This is a genomic window from Streptomyces sp. CC0208, assembly GCF_003443735.1.
Taxonomy (GTDB): domain Bacteria; phylum Actinomycetota; class Actinomycetes; order Streptomycetales; family Streptomycetaceae; genus Streptomyces; species Streptomyces sviceus.
On record NZ_CP031969.1, the window covers coordinates 8,427,833 to 8,446,670 of the forward strand.

The window sequence follows — 18,838 nt, forward strand, 5'->3', positions numbered from 1 at the left end:
TCACCCACTGTTCTCCTGTCGAATCCGGAGCGCCGATGGACCAGCAGGGCCCGATATCCCCGCCGCGCGGAGCACGTCTGCGGACCCGGCTCACCGTGCCGGTGCTGGCGATGTGCGGCACGCTCATGGCCGTCATGCAGACCGTGGTCGTCCCCCTGCTGCCGGACCTGCCCCGGCTCACGCACTCCTCGGCCGCCGCCGTCTCCTGGATGGTCACGGCGACCCTGCTGGCCGGAGCGGTCCTGACCCCGGTGCTCGGCCGCGCCGGTGACATGTACGGCAAGCGCAAGGTGCTGACGGGGTCCCTGGTCCTGATGACGGCCGGCTCGGTGATGTGCGCCCTGTCCTCCGACATCAGCGTGCTCATCGCGGCCCGCGCCCTCCAGGGTGCCGCCGCCTCCGTGGTGCCGTTGTCGATCAGCATCCTGCGCGACGAACTGCCGCCCGAGCGCCGGGGTTCCGCGGTCGCGATGATGAGTTCCACGGTCGGTGTCGGTGCCGCGCTCGGGCTGCCGCTGGCCGCGATGGTCGTCCAGTACGCCGACTGGCACACCATGTTCTGGATGACCAGCGGCCTCGGCGCCCTCGGGGTCGCGGCCGTGTCGTGGGCGGTCCGCGAGTCGCCGGTGCGACAGCCGGGCCGCTTCGACGTGGCGGGTGCCCTGGGACTGGCGGTGGGCCTGGTCAGTCTGCTGCTCGGGGTGTCCCAGGGCGGCCAGTGGGGCTGGGGCAGCCTCCGCGTCCTCGGCCTGTTCCTCCTGTCCGTCGCCGTCCTGGCCCTGTGGTGGTGGCGCCAACTGCGCACCGAGCAGCCCCTGGTCGACCTGCGGCTCGTCACCCGCCCGCGGGTGGGTCTGTCCCATGTGGCCGCCCTGCTCACCGGTTTCGCGTTCTACGCCAACTCCCTGGTGACGGCCCAGCTGGTCCAGGCACCGAAGGCCACCGGCTACGGGCTCGGCCTGTCGATCGTGGCCACCGGCCTGTGCCTGCTGCCGGGCGGTGTCACCATGCTGCTGTTCTCACCGCTCTCGGCCCGGATCTCCACGTCCCGCGGCCCGCGCGTCACGCTTGCCCTGGGCGCCGCGGTCATCGCGTGCGGCTACGCGGTACGCATCGCGGACAGCCGCGATCTGTGGATGGTCATCGTGGGCGCGACCGTGGTGTCCACCGGCACCACCCTCGCCTACTCGGCCCTGCCCACGCTGATCCTGCGTGCCGTCCCGGCCGAGCAGACGGCCTCCGCCAACGGCGTCAACGTCCTGATGCGCACCATCGGCCAGGCCACCTCCAGCGCGGCGGTCGCGGCGGTGCTGGTCCACCACACCAGCCTGGTCGGCGGCGCGCCCGTGCCCACCCTGCACGGCTACCTGCTGGCCTTCGCCATGGCGGGCGCGGTCGCCCTAGCGGCCTGCGCGGCGGCCCTGACCATCCCCGGCGACGCCACGCCCGAAGGCTCCCGCCGGGCCAGGGGCCGCACCCGGGGCGCGCGGGACGAGGCGATGGAGGGAGCATGAGTGCCGTGAGCACCACACCCTCAACCCCCACGGCCTCAACCCCCACGCCCCCCACCTCCGCACCCGCCCGCCGGGACGCCGAGGCGACCCGGGCCGCCATCCTCAGGGCGGCCCGCTACCTCCTGGCCCGCACCCCGCACGCCGACATCACCCTCAAGGCGGTCGCCGAACGAGCGGGCGTCAGCCCGCCGTTGATCGTGAAGTACTTCGGCAACAAGGACGCCTTGTTCGCTCGCGTCATGTCCTTCGAGTCCGACGCGACGGCCCTGCTCGACGCCCCCCTGGACGAACTGGGCCGCCACATGGTCCACCACGTCCTCACCGGCCAGATCGAACGCGGCGCCGACCCCCTGCTCCGGATCGCCTTCGCCCCCGTCCAGGGCGAGCACGGCGACATCCTGCGCGTCAACTTCCGCGCCCAGGTGGTGGATCGCCTCGCGCAGCGCCTGCACGGGCCCGACGCCGGCCTGCGCGCCGAACTCGCGGTGGGCACTCTCCTCGGCCTGGGCGTGATGTACGGCATCGCCCGGGGCACCGAGCTGAGGGCGACCGCCGTGGAGGACCTCGTGGACCGCTACGCCCCCACGGTGCAGGCCCACCTGACGCCCTAGCGGAACAGCCGGTCCAGGAAGGCGTTGCCGAACACGCCGTGCGGGTCGAGCCGGTCCAGAACGCCCGCCGCCTTCCCCCACACCGCCTCACCGAACGACCCGGGAATCGTCGTTCCGAGCACCTCCTCGTCCGCCCACACGGCGTCGTCCGTGTAGGCCCAGCCCTTGGACCACTCGACGCGCGTCCCCTCGTAGCCGTCGAACAGGAACTGCTCGATCTCCCGCAGGAAGGCCTCCGCGTACGGCGTCCCCGGCAGCGTCAGGATGTCCAGCCACACCGCGGTGTCCCACTCGGGACGCGTCCCCTCCGCCCGCAGCGCCGACAGCAGCGGGGCCCGCGCCCCGGCCAGCTCGGCCTCGGCCGGATCGTCGAGCCCGGTCACCCTGATCTCCACCGTCCCGTTGACCGGGAACTTCCCCTGAGCGGTGTAGGCGGCCAGCCGCTCCCGGTAGAAGTCCGCGAACTCGGAGACCACCCGTTGCACCTGGTCCCGGCCGGTCAGCACGGCGTACCCGTTCGCCGTCACCCGCAGCGTGGTCGGCTTGATGTACAGCAGCGTGTTCTTGGACGGCCCCCAGATGTCCGCCGACAGCGTCGCCGTGAGCCCCACGGTCGCCACGTCGAGCTGGGCGTTGCCGAGCACCGGCGCGAGATACCAGGCCGCGTCCGACACCATCCGCCCGGCCAGATCCGCCACCACGGTCGGGACGTTGTCGGAGAAGGGGTAGTTGTACGGCGAGGTCACGCGCCGTGAGGTCAGCGGCCTGGTCGGCGCCACGCTCCACACCTTCAGCCACGGGAACTCCGTGTAGGCGAACCAGATCGCCTCGACCCGCCCGGCCTGGTCCAGGAAGCTCGCGAAGGTCCGCCCGTCACCGCCGGGTGCCGCGAAGAGCTCCGCCGCCGGGATGTCGACCCGGCTCACACAGCGCAGATTGCTGTTGGCGCCCACCCGCAGGACGACCTCGGTGACGAAGGTCCGCCCGAGATGGGTGAGCAGGGCGGCGCTGTCGGCCTCGGCGCGGCTGAAGGTACGCAGGGTGTACGCCCCGCTGTCCTCGTCCCACACCACCGCCGTCAGCGACAGGATGCGATTGCTCAGCGAGCCGTACGTCTGTCCCGGCAGCCGCTGCTCCCCGGCGGCCGGAACCGCCGTGCCGTGCGCGTCGATCGCCAGCGCGCCGCCCAGGGTGAGGTCACCGGGCGCGGGCGCGGCGGTGACCCCGAGTCCGTGCCCCTCCAGATAGGTGAGCAGCGCCTCCAGCGTGACGCCGGTGCCGGCCCGCACGGCGGAGGCGGAGTCCAGGGACAGACCGGTGAGGTGGGAGGCGGTGTCGACGAGGAGGACGGGCGCGTCCGACGCCGTGCCCTCGGTGATGGTCAGGGGCGACCAGCCGTGCGAGGAGCCGCGGGCGCGGACCCGCCAGCCGTGCCGCCAGGCCCAGTTGACGACCTCGACCACCTGGTCCGGGCCGGTGGGCGCACAGGCCCACAGCCCGTCTGCGGTGATCTCGCCGACCCAGTTCCGGTACGCCGAGCGGTGCAGGGCCACACCAGCCGGGAAACCGGGCAGCTCCTCGGCCGCGGCCGTCGGATCGGCCGGCAGCAGAACCGGTACGGCGGCCAGGGCTGCGGCGCTGAGGAGGAAGCCGCGACGGGACCAGGACGAGTCTTCCTGCGGGTGGTGGCTCAATGAACGATCAGTCACGGGGTCACGCTAGGGCGGATGTTGACACGTGCATGCCCTGCGTCGAAACGTGTCACCCATGTGAGTGAACTATTCGCGGGTCCCACCCCGGAGCGACCCGTTCCGCGCAGGTCGGCGACAGATGACAGACTGACGCCATGGACGAGCGCACATTCGGCAGGTCGCAGCAGCACGCATCCGTCGTCGGACTCGGCACCTGGCAACTGGGAGCCGACTGGGGAGACGTCGACGACAAGGAAGCCCTCTCGGTACTGGAGGCGGCCGCCGAGTCGGGCGTCACCTTCTTCGACACCGCGGACGTGTACGGCGACGGACGCAGCGAGCAGACCATCGCCGCATTCCTCAGCGGCAGGCCCGACCTGCATGTGCTGGTCGCGACGAAGATGGGCCGCCGCGTCGACCAGATCCCCGAGAACTACGTCCTCGACAACTTCCGCGCCTGGAACGACCGTTCCCGCCGCAACCTCGGCGTCGACCGCATCGACCTGGTCCAGCTGCACTGCCCGCCGACGCCCGTCTACTCCACCGACGAGGTGTTCGACGCCCTCGACACCCTGGTCGAGGAGGAGCGCATCGCCCAGTACGGCGTCAGCGTGGAGACCTGCGAGGAGGCGCTGACCGCGATCGCCCGGCCCGGTGTGGCGAGCGTGCAGATCATCCTCAACGCCTTCCGCATGAAGCCGTTGCGCGAGGTGCTCCCCGCCGCGCAGGAGGCGGGCGTGGGCATCATCGCCCGGGTCCCGCTGGCCTCCGGCCTGCTGTCCGGCAAGTACACCCGGGACACCGTCTTCCCGGAGAACGACCACCGCGCCTACAACCGGCACGGCGAGGCCTTCGACGTGGGCGAGACCTTCTCCGGCGTGGACTACACGACCGGTGTCGAGGCCGCCGCCGAGTTCTCGGCGCTGGCACCCGAGGGCTACAGCCCGGCCCAGCTCGCCCTGCGCTGGATCATCGAGCAGCCCGGCGTCACCACCGTCATCCCCGGCGCCCGCAACCCCGACCAGGCCCGCGCCAACGCGGCCGCCGCCAAACTGCCGCCGCTGTCCGAGGAGACCCTCGCAGCGATCCGCGACCTCTACGACCGCCGGATCAAGGACCAGGTCGAGAACCGCTGGTGAACCCGCCCGGCTCCGGGACACGGCCGCTCCCGGAGCCGCGCTGTTTGAACGATCAGGCACCGGATACACGGACCGCATGGTCGATACGGTGAGACGGACAGGCCGCGACGAAACCGAGGAAGAGCGCGCGGACCGCATGTGGGGCGAACTCATCCAGGAGATCCGCGTCGCGCAGACAGGTGTGCAGATCCTGTTCGGCTTCCTGCTCACCGTGGTCTTCACCCCGAAGTACGCCCACCTGGCCCACACCGACCAGGTCATCTACATCGTGACCGTCGTCCTCGGCTCCTGCGCCACCGGAGCCCTCATAGGACCGGTCTCCCTGCACCGTCTCGTCTCGGGCCGGCGCATCAAACCCCAGGCCGTGCGGATCGCCTCCCGGCTGACCTTCGTCGGGCTGGTCCTCCTGCTGACGACGATGACGGCCGCCCTGCTGTTGGTTCTGCGCGTGGCGACCCACGACGACTGGGTGCCCTGGCTCGTCACCGCAGTCGTGGCCTGGTACCTGGCGTGCTGGTTCGGAGTGCCCCTGTGGACGCGTCGGCGTTACACGACGCGGTGAGGGCGAGCCGGTCCAACTGCCGGTCGTGCGGGCGTGACAGCACCAGTACCGAGACCGTGGCACCGATCAGCGCGCAGAACATGTCCCACTGGGTGTCCCACACATCGCCCTGCGTGGCCAGGAAGGCGTCCGCCGCCTGACCGCCGATCACCGCGGCCGCCCACTCCAGCATCTCGAAGACGGCGCTGAAGGCCAGACACGCGCACACCGTCAGCGGCGCCAGCCAGCGGCTGCCCCGCAGCGGCGAGGTACGGCCGAGCAGCTCCCGGACGAGGACCGCCGGCACGAACCCCTGCATGAGGTGGCCGAAACGGTCGTACGGATTGCGGTCGAGGCCGAACGTGTCACGCACCCAGTCGCCGAGCGGGACCTGCGCGTAGGTGTAGTGGCCGCCCACGATCAGTACGAGCGCGTGGACCGCCAGCAGACAGCACAGCAGGTCGGTCAGCGGGAAGCGGCGCCACGTCAGCACGATCAGCGGCAGCCCGACCAGGACCCACACGGTCTCCAGGAACCAGGTGGTGCGGTCGCGCGGGCCCCAGGCGGACAGGGCCAGCGCGGCGACCACGGCCCAGGCGAGCAGGACGGGCAGGCGCCGTCGCACAGCGGTCATGAGGCACTCCTTGTCGTAGGAGCCCTCATCGTCGGGCAGGGCTACGCCGGTGGCATGAGTACGGCTACTCAAGCCGCGTGCGCTGGGCCCCCTTTCAGCCGCCGGCGATCACCGAGGCCAGGAAGTCGTCCACTCTGACCTCTTCCCGGCCCGGCGGCACGATCTCGCGGGTCTCACGCAGGAAGGACGCCAGCGCCGGGGCCCACGCGAAGACCACGGCGTGCTGGCGGCCCCCGTCGGAGCGGGCGTCGCCGAGGAACTCCATGCGCACTTCCTCCCAGACCCCGGTCGAGACGGGGCTGAAGCGCACGTCCCCGACCCCGACCGGGCCGCGCAGGCCCTCGGCGAGCATCTCCCGGTCCAGCCGCCACCGCGCCAGCACCCGGCCGTCATGGCTGAACACCGCGGTGACGGCGAACGGGTCCGTCGCGTCGTACCCCAGGTGGGCGAGCACGGGGCACCGGCCCGTGCCGCCCGCCTGCAGTTGCACGACGAGGGTCTTGTGGGCGGTCCTGTGGACGAAGGAGTTCACCTGGGGGCCTCCGGGAAGAACGACGTAGAGCCCTCTAGTACCCCCTCTACGCCCAAGATGCTCAGCTGTCCGGGTGATTCCTCTTCGCGGTGCGCAAAGCCGTGATGCACGAGGCGATGGCCTGCTGGAGTTCCTCCAGTTGCTGGACCATGTCGTCCTCGTAGAAGTCCTGGGCGTCGTCGAAGGTCAGCTCCTCGAACACCTTGGTGGCCCTCTGGAGACTGTTGTAGAACTTCGTCCGCCGCTCCTGGACCCGGAGTTCCGGATCGGCCTCCACGGCCTCGGCGACGAGGGACTTCATGGTGTCGAACGCCTCGGCGGCCCACTCGCCGGTGTCCTCGTCCTCCTCCAGCTCCTCCAGGAGGGACAGATGCCGCTCGGCCTCCTGGCGCAGGTCGACCGGCGCGTCGATGGTCTGCCCGGCCGGGGTCTTGACCTGCCCGGACTCGGCGATCTGGCGGACGTAACCGATCCGGTCGGCCGCCCGGCTCTCGGTGGCCACGGCCTTCTTCAGGTCGTCCGTGCGCACCACGTCCCGGGCCAGGGAGGCCTGCAGTTCCGGGTCCTCCTTGATCCGGTCGAGCAGCGCGCTGCGCGCGGCCCGGGCGGTGGAGGGGTCGGCGAGGATCGCGGCGCGCAGCGCGGTCGGGTTCTCGGCGACCTCCAGGGCCTTCGTCGGCCGGATGCCCTCGGCCTCGGCGGCCTCGGCGATGGCGGTGCCGCGCTCGGAGCCGGCGCTGCTGCGGGAGACGTAGTAGCTGAGCCACACGTCCGCGTCCGGCAGCTCCACCTCCTGGCCCGGCGCGAGCGCCTCGAAGTGCGGGACCATGCCGTCGTCGGCGGCCCGGTCCCAGGCCTTGTAGTAGCGCATGACGCGCTCGGGTGAGCAGCCGGCGAGCTCGGCGAACTCCTTCGCGGACACCTTCGGGGTCTCGTCGGCGCTCTGGCCGCCGGGCCGCACACTGCGCGCCACCATCAGGCCGAAGGCCCATCCGCCGGTCCGCGCGTACACCCCGAACTCGCGGGCGTCCCGCGCGACGAGGTCGGACAAGGGCGCGCCGGACGTCTCGGCCGAGGCCTCGGAGGTCGTGTCGGACGGGTCGATCGCTAGGGTCACGGGTGCTTCTCCTGGGCAGGCTCGTTCGGACCGCACGGTGTGCGGCTCGGAAGCCTATTGCACCCCCGGTCGCCGCCCGGGCAGCACCGCCCGCTCAGGCGAAGGCGTCACGCAGCGCGGGCAGCAGCGTCTTCTCCGACCAGTCCAGGAACCCGTGCTGGGACTCGCCGCCGATCTGCACCAGTGCGACCTCGGTGAAGCCGGCTTCCGCGTACGGACGTACGGCCTCGACGAAGGCGTCGGGATCGTCGCCGCACGGGATCGACGCCGCCACGTCGTCGGGGGTGACGAACTGGGTGGCCGACTCGAAGGAATCGGGGTGCGGCAGCTCGGAGTTGACCTTCCAGCCGTTGCCGAACCAGCGGAACTGGGAGTGCGCCCGCTTGATCGCCGTGTCCCGGTCGGGGTCGTAGCAGACGGGCAGCTGTCCCACCCGCGGCTTGCCCTCACCGCCGTTGCGGTCGAACGCGTCGAGCAGGCCAGCCTTGGGCTCCGTGGCGATGACCAGGTCGGCGAGGCGGCCGGCCAGGGCGCACGACTGGTCGCCGGAGACCGCCAGCCCGATCTGCGGCGGCTCGTCCGGAAGGTCCCACAGCCGGGCCGACTCCACGTCGAAGTGGGTCCCGCGGTGGTTCACATGGCCGCCCTGGAACAGCGCACGGATGATCTCCACCGCCTCTTCCAGCATCTCGTGCCGCACGTCGGCCGACGGCCAGCCGCCGCCCACCACGTGCTCGTTGAGGTTCTCGCCCGAGCCCAGCCCCAGCCGGAACCGGCCCTCGGAGAGCAGCTGCATGGTCGCCGCCTTCTGCGCCACCACCGCCGGGTGGTAGCGGAAGGAAGGACACGTCACGTACGTCATCAGGGGAATGCGCGAGGTCGCCTGGGCGGCCGCCCCGAGCACGCTCCACGCGTACGGTGAGTGTCCCTGCGACCGCAGCCACGGGAAGTAGTGGTCCGAGGTCACCGAGAAGTCGTAACCCACCTCCTCGGCCCGCACCACATGGCCCACCAGCTCACGGGGGCCGGCCTGCTCGGTCATCATCGTGTATCCGATCTGCACCATGGGGTTCGAGTCCCCGGTGACCGGAGGGGAAAACGGGCTTCCGAGCCCCTCTCGATCAAGACCGGTGGACAGGGGAGGATGCGCCTATGAGTTCCCTGCCCACGAGCACCCCCGCCGCCCAAGGCGTCGACGCGGCCGGTATCCAGGCATTCCTCGACGCCCTCGAAGCCGAACCGCACCTGGAGCCGCACAGCCTGATGCTGCTGCGCCACGGACACGTCGTGGCCTCGGGCTGGTGGGCGCCGTACGCCCCGGACCGGCCCCACCTCCTCTACTCGCTCAGCAAGAGCTTCACGGCCACGGCCGCCGGGTTCGCCGTCGCCGAGGGACTGATCCGGCTGGACGACCCGGTGATCTCGTACTTCCCGGAGTTCGAGGCCGACATCACCGACCCGCGCAGCCGCGCGATGCTCGTCCGGCATGTGGCGTCGATGGCCAGCGGTCATGAGGAGGAGACCCTGGACCGGGCGCGCGCACAGGACCGCGACGAGCTCGTCCGGGGCTTCCTGCTGGTCCCGCCGGACCGGGACCCGGGCACCGTCTTCGCCTACAACCAGCCCGCCACCTACACCCTCGCCGCGATCGTCCAGCGGGTCACGGGCCAGAAGCTCACCGAGTACCTGCGGCCCCGGCTGTTCGAGCCGCTCGGTATCGGCGAGGTGGCCTGGATCGCCGACCGCAGGGGCCGCGAGCTCGGCTTCAGCGGGCTGCACGCCACGACCGACGCCGTCGCCCGGCTCGGCCAGCTGTATCTGCGGGGCGGGGAATGGGAGGGCGAGCGGCTGCTGGCCGAGTCGTGGGTGGCCGAGGCGACCCGGGTCCAGATCGCGCACGAGGCACCGCCGGTGGGTGACTGGGCGGATTGGCAGCAGGGCTACGGCTTCCAGTTCTGGATCGCCCGGCACGGCTACCGCGGGGACGGGGCGTACGGGCAGTTCTGTGTGGTGCTGCCCGAACAGGACGCGGTGCTCGCGATCACCTCCGAGACCCTGGACATGCAGAAGGTCCTGGACCTGGTGTGGGAGCATCTGCTCCCCGCCTTCGGCGCCGGCCCGCTGCCCGGCGACGGGGCGGCGGACGCGGCCCTGGCCGACCGGCTGGCCCGACTCGCCCTGCCCCCGGCGGAGGGCAAGACCGCCCCCGCGGGGAGCACCGGCGTGTTCACGCCCTCCGGCGGCACGTGTGCGGACCAGCCGACCCTGACCGCGATCGAGGTGGACCCGGGTGGCCGGGTGACCCTCATGGACGACGGCGACCGGCTGGAACTGGGGCTCGCAGCAGGGGACAGCGGCTGGACGGTCGTCGACGAGTCCGTGCCCGTCGCGGTGAGCGGCGGCTGGACCGACGAGGAGACCCTCGCCCTCGACCTGGCGTTCCTGGAAACACCGCACCACCTGCTGGTGACGTGCTCGCTCGGGGACCGGACGTTCACCGCGCGCTGGCGCACCCAGCCCCTGCACGGCGGTCCGCTGCGGCGGATGCGGGCGCCGCGCTCGGGCTGAGGGCAGCTCAGCCCGAAGGCACCCGGAAGGTGCTCAGGAAGGTGTCCAGCGCCTCCTGGTTCGCGTCGTCGTTCCAGTCGGCCGCCGGGGTCGTCCAGCGCAGCGAGTAGCCGCGGCCTCCGCCGATGAGGAAGCCGCGGCCGAAGGTGCGCACCCGGGTGCCGTCGACGTCCTCGACCCACTGCATGTCGGCGGCCTCGCGGCCCTGGTAGGTCGTCGCGCGGATGTCACCGAGACGCTCGTAGCCGGGGTTGTCCTGCAGCCCCGGTTCGACGTCGTCGCGCCAGACGGCCACGGGGTCCGTGCCGACGGCCTTGCTGTAGGTGACGGCGAGCGTACGCGGGTCACCGGAGGCGCCGAAGGTGACGCGGTACGCCAGATCCTCCTGACGCTGGGTCTCCAGGGGTTTCCAGCCCTTGGGCAGGGCGAGGGAGAAGCCCTCGGGGGAGCGGTACACGCGGTATCCGCTCGGCAGCCCCGTGCCCGCGGTGGGAGTGGCCGTCCTGCTCGGGCTACGGGTGGGCTTCGGCGACGCGGGCGGGCGGGAGGTCTCGTCGGTGCGGTTTCCCGGCGCGGTGACCGACGGGGAGGGAGCCGGGGGCGCCGGGGCGGGCGCGGAGGCCGAGGCCGACGCGGAGGGGGCGGGCGCCTCACCGGTCGTCGAACTGTCGCTGCCGGGCAGCGCCTTGGTGACCGTCAGGACCGCGGCGGCCACCGTGACGACGGCCAGGGCGGTCCCCGCGATGAGGAGCCGGCTGCCGCGGCCGGGGGCCACGCCGTGCAGGACGCGCCGCCGGGCCCTGGGCTCCTCCGGCAGGGTGGCCTCCGCATCCTCGTCGAGGACCCGGAGGAGCGCGCTGCGCACGGCCGCGCGGCTCAGCCGTTCGTGGGAGCTCTTGCGCAGCAGCCCCTGCACGGTCGGGGCGAGCGATCCGGCCCGCACCGGGGCCCGCAGCGGCAGCCGGTCGACCCCCTTCAGGGTGGCCGCGGGACGGTCGCGGTCACGGAACGGCGGACGCCCCTCGACCAGCGTGTAGAGGATCGCGCCGAGCGCCCACAGGTCGGCCGCCGGCCCGATGCGCTCGTCACGGGCCTGTTCGGGGGAGGCGTACGACGGTGCCGACAGCCTCGGGGCGAGGGTGGCGCCGGCCAGGCCGAAGCCGGTGACGACCACGGAACCCTGGTGGTGCACGAACACCTGGCCGGGGCTGAGTTCACCGTGGGTGATGCCCTCGGCGTGCGCCGCCTCCAGCACCTCCAGCAGCTCCAGACCGATCCGGGCAGCCCGCACGTGGTCGAACGTCCCCTGCCGGTCCAGGAGTTCGCCCAGCGGGATGCCGTCGACCGGCTCGGTGACGGTCCACAGGACACCCTCCTGCGCCACGGCGTCCACGACCGCGGCGATCCGGCCGGGGGACAGCACTCGCATGGTCTTGGACATCCGGACGACTCCCGCGGCGGTGCGCAGCGAGGTCTCCTCGTCGATGCCGGCCGGCAGCCCGATCTCGGTGAGCAGGCAGGGGCGTTCGGACGCGACGTCCTCGCCGTACCAGCAGGTCCGGTTGGTCTCGCGGTGCAGGACGTCCAGGGGCCGGTACCGTCCGGCGACCAACTCGTGTGTGGAGACGTGCGCCTTGACCATGGTCATCCCTCGCTGAACCCCTGGCTCTCACCTTTCACAGAGGTACGGGGGGTGCGGCGGGGTGTGTTCAACGAAATCGGCAACCGATGGAATCCGCTTTCCTGTTGCACGCTTTCTGACTCACAAGTCAGTAGAACGACCGCGGTCGAGCACCTTTCTCAGAGCAGCCCGAACCGCCCCGCCCAGGCCATGGCGTCCTTGGTGGTCGCGTTGCCGCCGCACACGACGAGGCCCAGTCGGCAGTCGTCGCCGACCCGCTCCAGCACCCTGCGGGCGGCGGGCAGAAGACACCCGGCCGCCGGTTCGCCCCACACCTTGGCGTGGTCGGCGAGATCCAGACAGCCCTGGACGGCCTCCCGGTCCGACACCACGAGGACCTCGGTGACCAGAGCCGCCGCATGGTCGTACGTCAGCTGCGAGACGGACGGGGCGCTCAGCGTGGACACGACGGAGGACAGCGCGACCGGCACCGGCCCGCCCGCGGCGAGTGCCCGGGACATGGCCTCGGCGCCCTCGGTCTCGACGCCCCAGACCCTGACACCCGGACGACGCGCCCGCAGGGCCGCCGCGACGCCCGCGATCAGGCCGCCGCCCCCGACGCTGACGAGGACGTCGGTGAGGTCGTCCGCGTCATCGGCGAACTCCAGTCCGACCGTCCCCTGCCCCGCGATCACCAGGGGGTCGTCGAAGGGATGGACCAGCGTCAGCCCCTCGTCCCGCAAACGCTCCACGAGCGAGAAGGCGCCGTCCATGTTGTCCGTCAGTCGCAGCGAGGCCCCGGCCGCCTCGACGATCTCCACGGACCGGGTCGGCGCCGAACGCGGCATGACCACCGTCGCCTTGACGTCGAGGGCCGCCGCCATGTGGGCGAGGGCGATCCCGTGGTTGCCGCCGCTGACCGCCACGACCCCGGCCGCCCGCTCCGCCTCGCTCAGCGACAGCAGCTTGGCCGTCGCCCCGCGCGCCTTGAACGAGCCGGTGCGCTGGAGCAGTTCGAGCTTGACGGTGACGGGAGCACCGAGAAGCGCGGACAGGCCGGGGCTGGGCAGGGTCGGTGTGCGGACGACATGTTCCGTGATCAGTCCGGCCTGCTGCTCGATGTCCGTGATCCCGATCAAGGCGGTTCCTTCCAGCTGGGGAGAGCTCCCTTCGAACCCTGTCCCCAGGGACGGCCCAGGTCAACTCGGTATCAGAGATCCCGCCGCAGGAGGTAGTCCAGCAGGGGCCGCAGCTCGTACGCCGTCTCCGCGCAAGCCATGCGACGGCGGGCCTCGGCGAGGGCGGCCGATCTTCCGCCGCACTCCTCGATCAGGGCCGCGATCTCCTGAGGGGCCCCGTCCGACTCCAGGAGCCGCGCCAGGCGCGCCGCGGCGGGAGTCGGCGAGTCGAGCGCGGTGAGTACCGGGAACGTCTTCTTCCGCTCCCGTAGATCGCCGTGCACGGGCTTGCCCGTGGTCAGGGGATCGCCCCAGATGCCCAGGACGTCGTCGACGATCTGGAAGGCGACCCCGAGATGCCGTCCGGCCCGGTCCAGCGCGGCCACCGTGGCCGGGGGCGCCCCGCCGAGCAGGGCGCCCAGCGCCGCCGCGCAGCCCAGCAGCGCCCCGGTCTTGTGCTCGGCCATGGCCCGGTACTCGTCCGGCCGCACCCGCTCGGGACCGGTCCAGGGGCGGGTGGCGAACAGGAGGTCGTCGGCCTGCCCCCGCACCAGGTCGGACAGGGCCGCGGACAGCAGACGCAGGGCGTCGGAGCCGGCGTCGGCCAGGGTCTCGACGGCGAGAGCGAACAGGGCGTCGCCCGCGAGGACGGCGGGTCCGGTGCCGTACGCCTTCCACACGGTGGGGCGGCCACGGCGGGCCGGGTCGCCGTCCATGATGTCGTCGTGGAGCAGCGAGAAGACGTGCACCAGCTCCACCGCGACCGCCGCGGGCACCCCGGCCCGTCCGGGCGCGCCGGCCGCCTCGGCACCCAGCACGGCGAGCGCCTGCCGCACGCCCTTGCCGCCGGACGCCACGGCCGGGGCGCCGCCGACCTCGCACCAGCCGAAGGAGTAGGCGGCCATCTCGCCCACCCAGGGGTGCAGTCGGCCGACCGCCTCCTGGAGTGCCGGTCGCACCAACGCGCGGCAGCGGGTGAGGACTTCGGGAGCGGCGAGTGTCGTCACCGTACCGCCTCCGTCCGCACGCCGAACTCCTCCTGGGCCCGGGTCACCATCTCCCGCGCGTGCCGCAGCCCGGTGCGCTCCAGCGTGCGGGCCAGATCGTCCAGCTCGGCCGCGGTCTCGGCACGGTCGCGGCCCAGGCGGGCCAGTGCCTTGGCGAGCCCGAGCCGGGCCAGGGCCTCGCCGCGCGGTTCGCTCATGGCGCGGAACTCGGCGAGCGCCTGCTCGTACAGGTCGCGGGCCTCGGAGTAACGTCCGGCCCGGTAGAAGACGTTGCCGCGCATCTTGTGGTTGTAGGCCAGCGCGCTGGACAGGTTCATCTCCCGGCACGTCGTCTCCGCCTCGGACAACAGGGCGAGGGCCCGTTCGGTGTCGCCGTCGCGGACGGAGGCGAGGTCGGCGAGCCCACGCAGCGCCCAGGCGTGACCGCGCCGGTCATCGGCGCCGGCGGCGATCTGGGCCGCCTCCTCGAACATGGCGAACGCGGTGTCGTAGGACCCGGTGTTGCGGTGCATCTGCGCGATGCCGGACAGCGCCCACACCGTGTGCCGTGCCTCGCCGCGCCGCCGGGCCTCGGCCAGCAGCTGCTCGTGCAGCCGGCCGACGGCCTCGTAGTCGCCCTGGATGCGACCGGTCTCGGCAAGGCCCGCCAGCGAGTAACCGCGCACGACGACGTCCCCGCCCCGCTCGCCGAGCTCGGCCGCGAGCCCCAACAGCCGCCGGGCCAGGGAGAACTGGCCCCGTTGCCGGGCCAGTGTGCCGCCGCTCCACAGTGCCCAGGCCATGGCCGCGGTGTCCTCGGCCCGACGGGCGGCCCGGTAACTCGCCTTCCAGGCGCGGTCGGCGTCGGTGACCCGGCCGAGCCTGCGCTGCGCCTCGGCGACCGCGAGTCCGGAGCGCGCGGCCTCCCCGTGCCGTGCGGCCCGCTCGGCCGCTCTCAACTGCTCGGTGCCGGCGGCCAGGACGTCGTCCAGTGAGGAGTTCACGGAGAGAGCGGTGAGCGCGCCCTGGTACTCCGGGGCGAATGCCTTGCCGTACATGTATGCCTTTCCGTCCGTATACACCTCATCTATAGATGCTGTGTATACATGGCGTGCATAGTGCCTTGAAAATGAGCCCCGACCCGCGGGTCGGGGCATCATCCGTTGCCGGTCAAGACGAGGACGGAGCCGGACGGGTTGCCTGTGAGGCGCAGATCACTGCCGGGGACCTCAGTGCTGTTGCGCCTTCTGCGGGGTCGCCTCGCTCGGCCGTACGACGACGTATCCCGAGCCCTGGAGCATCAGTTGCACCGCCTCCCCGGAGCCGCCGCGCAGCATCGACCCGATGGACTGCGAACGGTGCAGCGAGGTGTTCAGGCCGGCCGTCCAGCCGACGACCGCGTCCGTGTCGACGTACACCGGGAAGTCCGCCGAGACCGGGATGACCAGCGGGTTGCCCTCACAGACAAGGCCGAGCCTGCCGTGCCCCGTGAAGACACTGTTGAACAGACCGCCACCGGCGATGCCGGCGCCCTTCACGGTCGATATCCGGTACGCCAACGAGGCGTCGAAACACAGGACGTTGCGGCCGTTGACCGTGAACTCGTCGCCCGGCTCCACATCGACGATGAAGCAGTTCTGGGCCTCGTGCGCGAACCAGGCCTCGCCCTGGCCGCGCACCGCCATCAGCGGCAGCCCCTCGCCGGTGACGGCCCGCTTGAGCATGCCGCCCACGCCCTGGCCCTTGCGTTCGAACTGGAGATTGCCGCGGTAGGCGACCATCGCCCCCTGGCGGGCGAGCATCTCGCCGTGCACCGCGTACCTGATGCACTTGGAGTTCTCGACCGTCATGCCCGGCGCCGTGGCCGGCTGCACCATGTGCTCATTGGAAAACAGGTCACCCTTCATGGGTGCATCCTGGCCCGGAGGGATTCCTTCCGCCAAGATCCCTTCCGGTACGGGAATCAGGCGCCGAACAACTGGGTCCAGTACGTGCCCGCCGGGCCGCCGCCCGCGAAGCCGATCCCGATGTGGGTGAAGTCGGGTTTCAGGATGTTGGCGCGGTGGCCGGGGCTGTTCATCCAGCCCTCGACGACCTCGGCGGCGGAGCGCTGGCCGCACGCGATGTTCTCCCCGATCGAGCGCCGGGCGGAGCCCGCCGCGGCTGCCCGGTCCCAGGGCTGGGTGCCCTCGGGCGACGTGTGGGAGTAGAAGGCGCGCACCGCCATGTCGGTGCTGTACGCCTGCGCGGCGCGGGCCAGCAGGGGATCGACGGCGAGTGGCGGCAGGCCGGCCCGGGCGCGCTCGCGGTTGGTGAGGGCGACGACCTCGTCGGCGGTCCGCGTGAGGGCGTCGGGCGTGAGCGGGCTGGCCCACAGTGCCGTCCAGTACGTGTCCCCGGAGCGGCCGTCGGCGTGCGCCAGACCGACATGACTGAGGGCCGGGTCGTGCAGGGTCCGCCGGGGCTGCTCGGTGCGCAGACAGTACGCGACGAGCTCGGACGGGTCGCGGGGGCCGGAGACGAGGTGCTCGCCGACGGTGAGGTACGCGTAGCCGGTGGCGGTGAGCCGCTGGAAGACGGAGACGCCGTCCGCGCCCTCGACACCGAGCCGGCCCACGGAGGCCATGGCCGAGGCGTGGGCGCGGGCGGCTTCGGTGAGCCGGGGGTCGAGGGTGACGGGGGGTGAACCCGCTGTGGAGCGAGCCGAGTTGACGAGGGTGAGAAAGGCGGCCGCGTCGGGGGAGGGGGGCACCGCTGCCGGGTGTGCCGTGGTGGAGGCCGGTGCGGGCCGGAACGCGGGAGCAGGGGCAGGGCGGGTCCGTGATGCCGACGGTGGCGCGGAGGGCACCGTGGCCGTCGGCGTGTCGTCCACGACGTCCACACCGAAGTCCCGTGCCAGCCCCGCCAGTCCGTCCGCGTAGCCCTGCCCGAGCGCCCGCAGCTTCCAGCCGTCGCCCCGCCGGTAGATCTCCGCGAGCAGCAGCACGGTCTCCTGCCGTGGCCGCGGTGGCGCGAACCGGGCGAGCGGGCGGCCGCCCGCGCCCGTGACCTGGAGTACCGGGGCTGGCAGCCGGCCCAGGGGGGTACCGGGGTCGGCCGGACTGACGACCACCGTGATCCTGTCGGCACCCGCGCGCAGCCGCCGGGGATCGACGGTCAGCGTGTCGCCGGAGAGCCGGGCGCCGGGTGCGCACGGCTGGTTGTAGAACACGAAATCCGCGTCGCCCCGCACCTTGCCGTCCTCGTCAGTGACGAGGACGGACACGTCGAAGGGGCCGGGCACCCGCACGGTGACGGCCCCTTCGGGGAGGGGCAGATTGCCCCCGGGAACCAACTCGCTCATCGTGCCGCCCTGATGTCGTCGTTCGCCGGGAGAACGGACACCGGGGCACGGGGGTTCCCGGCCCGCGCTCAGTCCAGCGTGAGCGCCGGCGCCACGTCCTCGTGCCGCTCCACCGGGGCCTTGCCGCGCGGAGCCTTGACCGCCTTGACCGACTTGCCGCAGAACGCGGAGTCCAGGGTGCGCAGCATCGTGTTGAGGACCAGGCCGTTGTTGGACGTGTTGGCGACCGCGGCGAGAGCGCGCTTGCCGTCCTTCGAGGCGAACGCGTACGTGTAGAAGCCCTGTACGGCACCGGTGTGGCCGTACACCGAGATCCCGCACGACAGATCGCGTCGGCGCAGCCCGAGGCCGTACGCCTGACCGCTGCCCGACGCCGGCATCCACCGCTCCATCTGCGCCAGTTGCGCGGCCGAGGTGAGCCGGCCGCCGAGCAGAGCGGACAGGAAGGTGTTCAGGTCCCGGGTGCTGGAGAGGAGGGCGCCCGCGCTCTGCGCCCACGACACGGTCTGTTCGGTCGCGTCGACGAGCGGGGCGCCCGCCTGGTCCGGGGTGAGATAGCCCCGGGCGTGACGGCCGGGGATCTCCATGCCGGGGTGCACGTAGAACGTGTCGCGCAGCTTCAGCGGCCCGATGATCCGGTTCTCGTACTCGGTCCCCACCGGGTTCCCGGTCAGCTTCTCGATGAGCATCCCGGCGACGACGAAGTTGGTGTTCGAGTACGAGTACACCGCGCCCGGCGCGTTCGTGCGCGCTCGGCCGAGCGAGAGCTTCACCAGGTCCCGGGGTGTGAAGACCTTCGTGCGGACCGCCTCGAACCCGGTGACCGTCTTGGCGAACATGTCGTTCGTGTAGTCGTACAGACCACTGCGGTGGCCCAGGACGTGCCGCACCGTGATCCGGTCGTCCGGCAGCAGTCCGGGCAGATACCGGTTGACCGGCGCGTCCAGACTCAGCTTCTTCTCGTCGACCAGTTGGAGCAGTACGACGGCGGTGAAGGTCTTGGTGACGCTGCCGATGCGGAACCGGTCGGCGTCGCTCATCGCCCGCCCGTTTCCGCGGTCCGCGACACCGGCCGCCGCCTGGTACACCGTGCCCCCGTCGTCGATCCGGGCCATGGAACCCGGCGCGCCCTGGGCCAGCGCGGAACGCAACACGCCGCGCACACCTGCGAGATCCACCGCGGGCTCGGTGGGTGACCCGGCGTGGGCGGGGACCGCGAGAAGGGGCAGCAGAACCGCTCCGGCCACCGCCCCGACCACCACTCGTGCTGATGCCATCCGACTGATCTCCTGTCGCTTCGTCAGTTCCGGTACGGATGCGGAGAGTATGGCTGTGAAAAGTGCGAAAAGTGATGATTGGTTAT

General features: G+C 72.0%; 17 protein-coding genes. 5 read left to right on the forward strand and 12 right to left on the reverse strand.

What is annotated here, in order from left to right:
• Positions 1-35 precede the first annotated feature (35 nt).
• Both D1369_RS38705 and D1369_RS38710 read left to right on the forward strand, forming a co-directional pair.
• Entirely contained in the window at positions 36-1,514 is a 1,479-nt protein-coding gene (locus tag D1369_RS38705) for an MFS transporter (protein ID WP_037898838.1), read from the forward strand.
• Entirely contained in the window at positions 1,511-2,125 is a 615-nt protein-coding gene (locus tag D1369_RS38710; RefSeq protein ID WP_205574502.1) for a TetR family transcriptional regulator, read from the forward strand. The genes D1369_RS38705 and D1369_RS38710 overlap by 4 nt, the downstream gene beginning before the upstream one ends.
• On the opposite strand, the gene D1369_RS38715 is transcribed toward D1369_RS38710, so the two are convergent.
• Positions 2,122-3,819 carry a cholesterol oxidase substrate-binding domain-containing protein gene (locus tag D1369_RS38715; RefSeq protein WP_037898836.1) on the reverse strand — a complete coding sequence of 566 codons (1,698 nt, stop codon included), beginning with the start codon at positions 3,817-3,819 and terminating at the stop codon, positions 2,122-2,124. The genes D1369_RS38710 and D1369_RS38715 overlap by 4 nt on opposite strands.
• A gap of 152 nt (positions 3,820-3,971) precedes the next feature.
• Between D1369_RS38715 and D1369_RS38720 the strand changes: the two genes are divergently transcribed.
• A complete protein-coding gene (locus tag D1369_RS38720) occupies positions 3,972-4,955 on the forward strand; it encodes an aldo/keto reductase (protein ID WP_007379781.1) in 984 nt (327 codons plus the stop codon).
• A gap of 76 nt (positions 4,956-5,031) precedes the next feature.
• Positions 5,032-5,517, forward strand: coding sequence for a DUF6328 family protein (locus D1369_RS38725; RefSeq protein WP_037898833.1), 486 nt, complete (start codon positions 5,032-5,034; stop codon positions 5,515-5,517).
• Here the strand turns inward: D1369_RS38725 and D1369_RS38730 are convergent.
• The 4 genes from D1369_RS38730 to D1369_RS38745 all read right to left on the reverse strand — a co-directional run bounded on the left by D1369_RS38730 (position 5,438) and on the right by D1369_RS38745 (position 8,845).
• Positions 5,438-6,130 carry a DUF2238 domain-containing protein gene (locus D1369_RS38730; RefSeq protein WP_037898830.1) on the reverse strand — a complete coding sequence of 231 codons (693 nt, stop codon included), beginning with the start codon at positions 6,128-6,130 and terminating at the stop codon, positions 5,438-5,440. The two genes, D1369_RS38725 and D1369_RS38730, sit on opposite strands and share 80 nt — an antisense overlap.
• A 94-nt stretch (positions 6,131-6,224) precedes the next feature.
• Complete coding sequence (locus D1369_RS38735) at positions 6,225-6,662, reverse strand: SsgA family sporulation/cell division regulator (RefSeq protein ID WP_007379778.1); 438 nt, start codon at positions 6,660-6,662, stop codon at positions 6,225-6,227.
• A 61-nt stretch (positions 6,663-6,723) separates the two neighbouring features.
• Positions 6,724-7,779, reverse strand: a complete 1,056-nt coding sequence (locus D1369_RS38740; protein WP_037898827.1) for a hypothetical protein — start codon at positions 7,777-7,779, stop codon at positions 6,724-6,726.
• Positions 7,780-7,873: 94 nt separating this feature from the next.
• Positions 7,874-8,845, reverse strand: coding sequence for an LLM class F420-dependent oxidoreductase (locus tag D1369_RS38745; RefSeq protein ID WP_007379776.1), 972 nt, complete (start codon positions 8,843-8,845; stop codon positions 7,874-7,876).
• A gap of 86 nt (positions 8,846-8,931) precedes the next feature.
• Between D1369_RS38745 and D1369_RS38750 the strand changes: the two genes are divergently transcribed.
• Complete coding sequence (locus tag D1369_RS38750) at positions 8,932-10,347, forward strand: serine hydrolase domain-containing protein (protein ID WP_007379775.1); 1,416 nt, start codon at positions 8,932-8,934, stop codon at positions 10,345-10,347.
• Between the two features lie 7 nt (positions 10,348-10,354).
• Here D1369_RS38750 and D1369_RS38755 read toward each other — a convergent pair whose 3' ends face one another.
• From D1369_RS38755 to D1369_RS38785, 7 genes are all read right to left on the reverse strand, one after another.
• Complete coding sequence (locus tag D1369_RS38755) at positions 10,355-11,995, reverse strand: serine/threonine-protein kinase (protein ID WP_118082958.1); 1,641 nt, start codon at positions 11,993-11,995, stop codon at positions 10,355-10,357.
• Positions 11,996-12,147: 152 nt separating this feature from the next.
• A complete protein-coding gene (locus tag D1369_RS38760) occupies positions 12,148-13,107 on the reverse strand; it encodes a threonine/serine dehydratase (protein WP_007379773.1) in 960 nt (319 codons plus the stop codon).
• A 71-nt stretch (positions 13,108-13,178) separates the two neighbouring features.
• On the reverse strand, positions 13,179-14,153 hold the full coding sequence (locus tag D1369_RS38765; protein ID WP_118082960.1) for a polyprenyl synthetase family protein: 975 nt from the start codon (positions 14,151-14,153) through the stop codon (positions 13,179-13,181).
• Positions 14,150-15,190: a tetratricopeptide repeat protein gene (locus D1369_RS38770; RefSeq protein ID WP_118082962.1), complete on the reverse strand. Its 1,041-nt coding sequence runs from the start codon at positions 15,188-15,190 to the stop codon at positions 14,150-14,152. Before D1369_RS38770 ends, D1369_RS38765 begins: the two co-directional genes overlap by 4 nt.
• Before the next feature lie 171 nt (positions 15,191-15,361).
• Positions 15,362-16,039, reverse strand: coding sequence for an AIM24 family protein (locus tag D1369_RS38775; protein ID WP_007379771.1), 678 nt, complete (start codon positions 16,037-16,039; stop codon positions 15,362-15,364).
• A 56-nt stretch (positions 16,040-16,095) separates the two neighbouring features.
• Complete coding sequence (locus tag D1369_RS38780; protein WP_118082964.1) at positions 16,096-17,475, reverse strand: CAP domain-containing protein; 1,380 nt, start codon at positions 17,473-17,475, stop codon at positions 16,096-16,098.
• 68 nt (positions 17,476-17,543) lie between these two features.
• The gene (locus D1369_RS38785) at positions 17,544-18,752 is read right to left on the reverse strand and encodes a serine hydrolase domain-containing protein (RefSeq protein ID WP_162951048.1); all 1,209 of its coding nucleotides are present in this window, start codon (positions 18,750-18,752) and stop codon (positions 17,544-17,546) included.
• Positions 18,753-18,838: the final 86 nt, after the last annotated feature.

What these genes read in the sequence shown, in the direction of transcription:
- D1369_RS38705 (WP_037898838.1), top strand. Translation starts at nt 36, where the DNA reads ATGGACCAGCAGGGCCCGATATCCCCGCCGCGCGGAGCACGTCTGCGG.
- D1369_RS38710 (WP_205574502.1), top strand. Translation starts at nt 1,511, where the DNA reads ATGAGTGCCGTGAGCACCACACCCTCAACCCCCACGGCCTCAACCCCC.
- D1369_RS38720 (WP_007379781.1), top strand. Translation starts at nt 3,972, where the DNA reads ATGGACGAGCGCACATTCGGCAGGTCGCAGCAGCACGCATCCGTCGTC.
- D1369_RS38725 (WP_037898833.1), top strand. Translation starts at nt 5,032, where the DNA reads ATGGTCGATACGGTGAGACGGACAGGCCGCGACGAAACCGAGGAAGAG.
- D1369_RS38730 (WP_037898830.1), bottom strand. Translation starts at nt 6,130, where the DNA reads ATGACCGCTGTGCGACGGCGCCTGCCCGTCCTGCTCGCCTGGGCCGTG.
- D1369_RS38745 (WP_007379776.1), bottom strand. Translation starts at nt 8,845, where the DNA reads ATGGTGCAGATCGGATACACGATGATGACCGAGCAGGCCGGCCCCCGT.
- D1369_RS38750 (WP_007379775.1), top strand. Translation starts at nt 8,932, where the DNA reads ATGAGTTCCCTGCCCACGAGCACCCCCGCCGCCCAAGGCGTCGACGCG.
- D1369_RS38755 (WP_118082958.1), bottom strand. Translation starts at nt 11,995, where the DNA reads ATGACCATGGTCAAGGCGCACGTCTCCACACACGAGTTGGTCGCCGGA.
- D1369_RS38770 (WP_118082962.1), bottom strand. Translation starts at nt 15,190, where the DNA reads ATGTACGGCAAGGCATTCGCCCCGGAGTACCAGGGCGCGCTCACCGCT.
- D1369_RS38775 (WP_007379771.1), bottom strand. Translation starts at nt 16,039, where the DNA reads ATGAAGGGTGACCTGTTTTCCAATGAGCACATGGTGCAGCCGGCCACG.
- D1369_RS38780 (WP_118082964.1), bottom strand. Translation starts at nt 17,475, where the DNA reads ATGAGCGAGTTGGTTCCCGGGGGCAATCTGCCCCTCCCCGAAGGGGCC.
- D1369_RS38785 (WP_162951048.1), bottom strand. Translation starts at nt 18,752, where the DNA reads ATGGCATCAGCACGAGTGGTGGTCGGGGCGGTGGCCGGAGCGGTTCTG.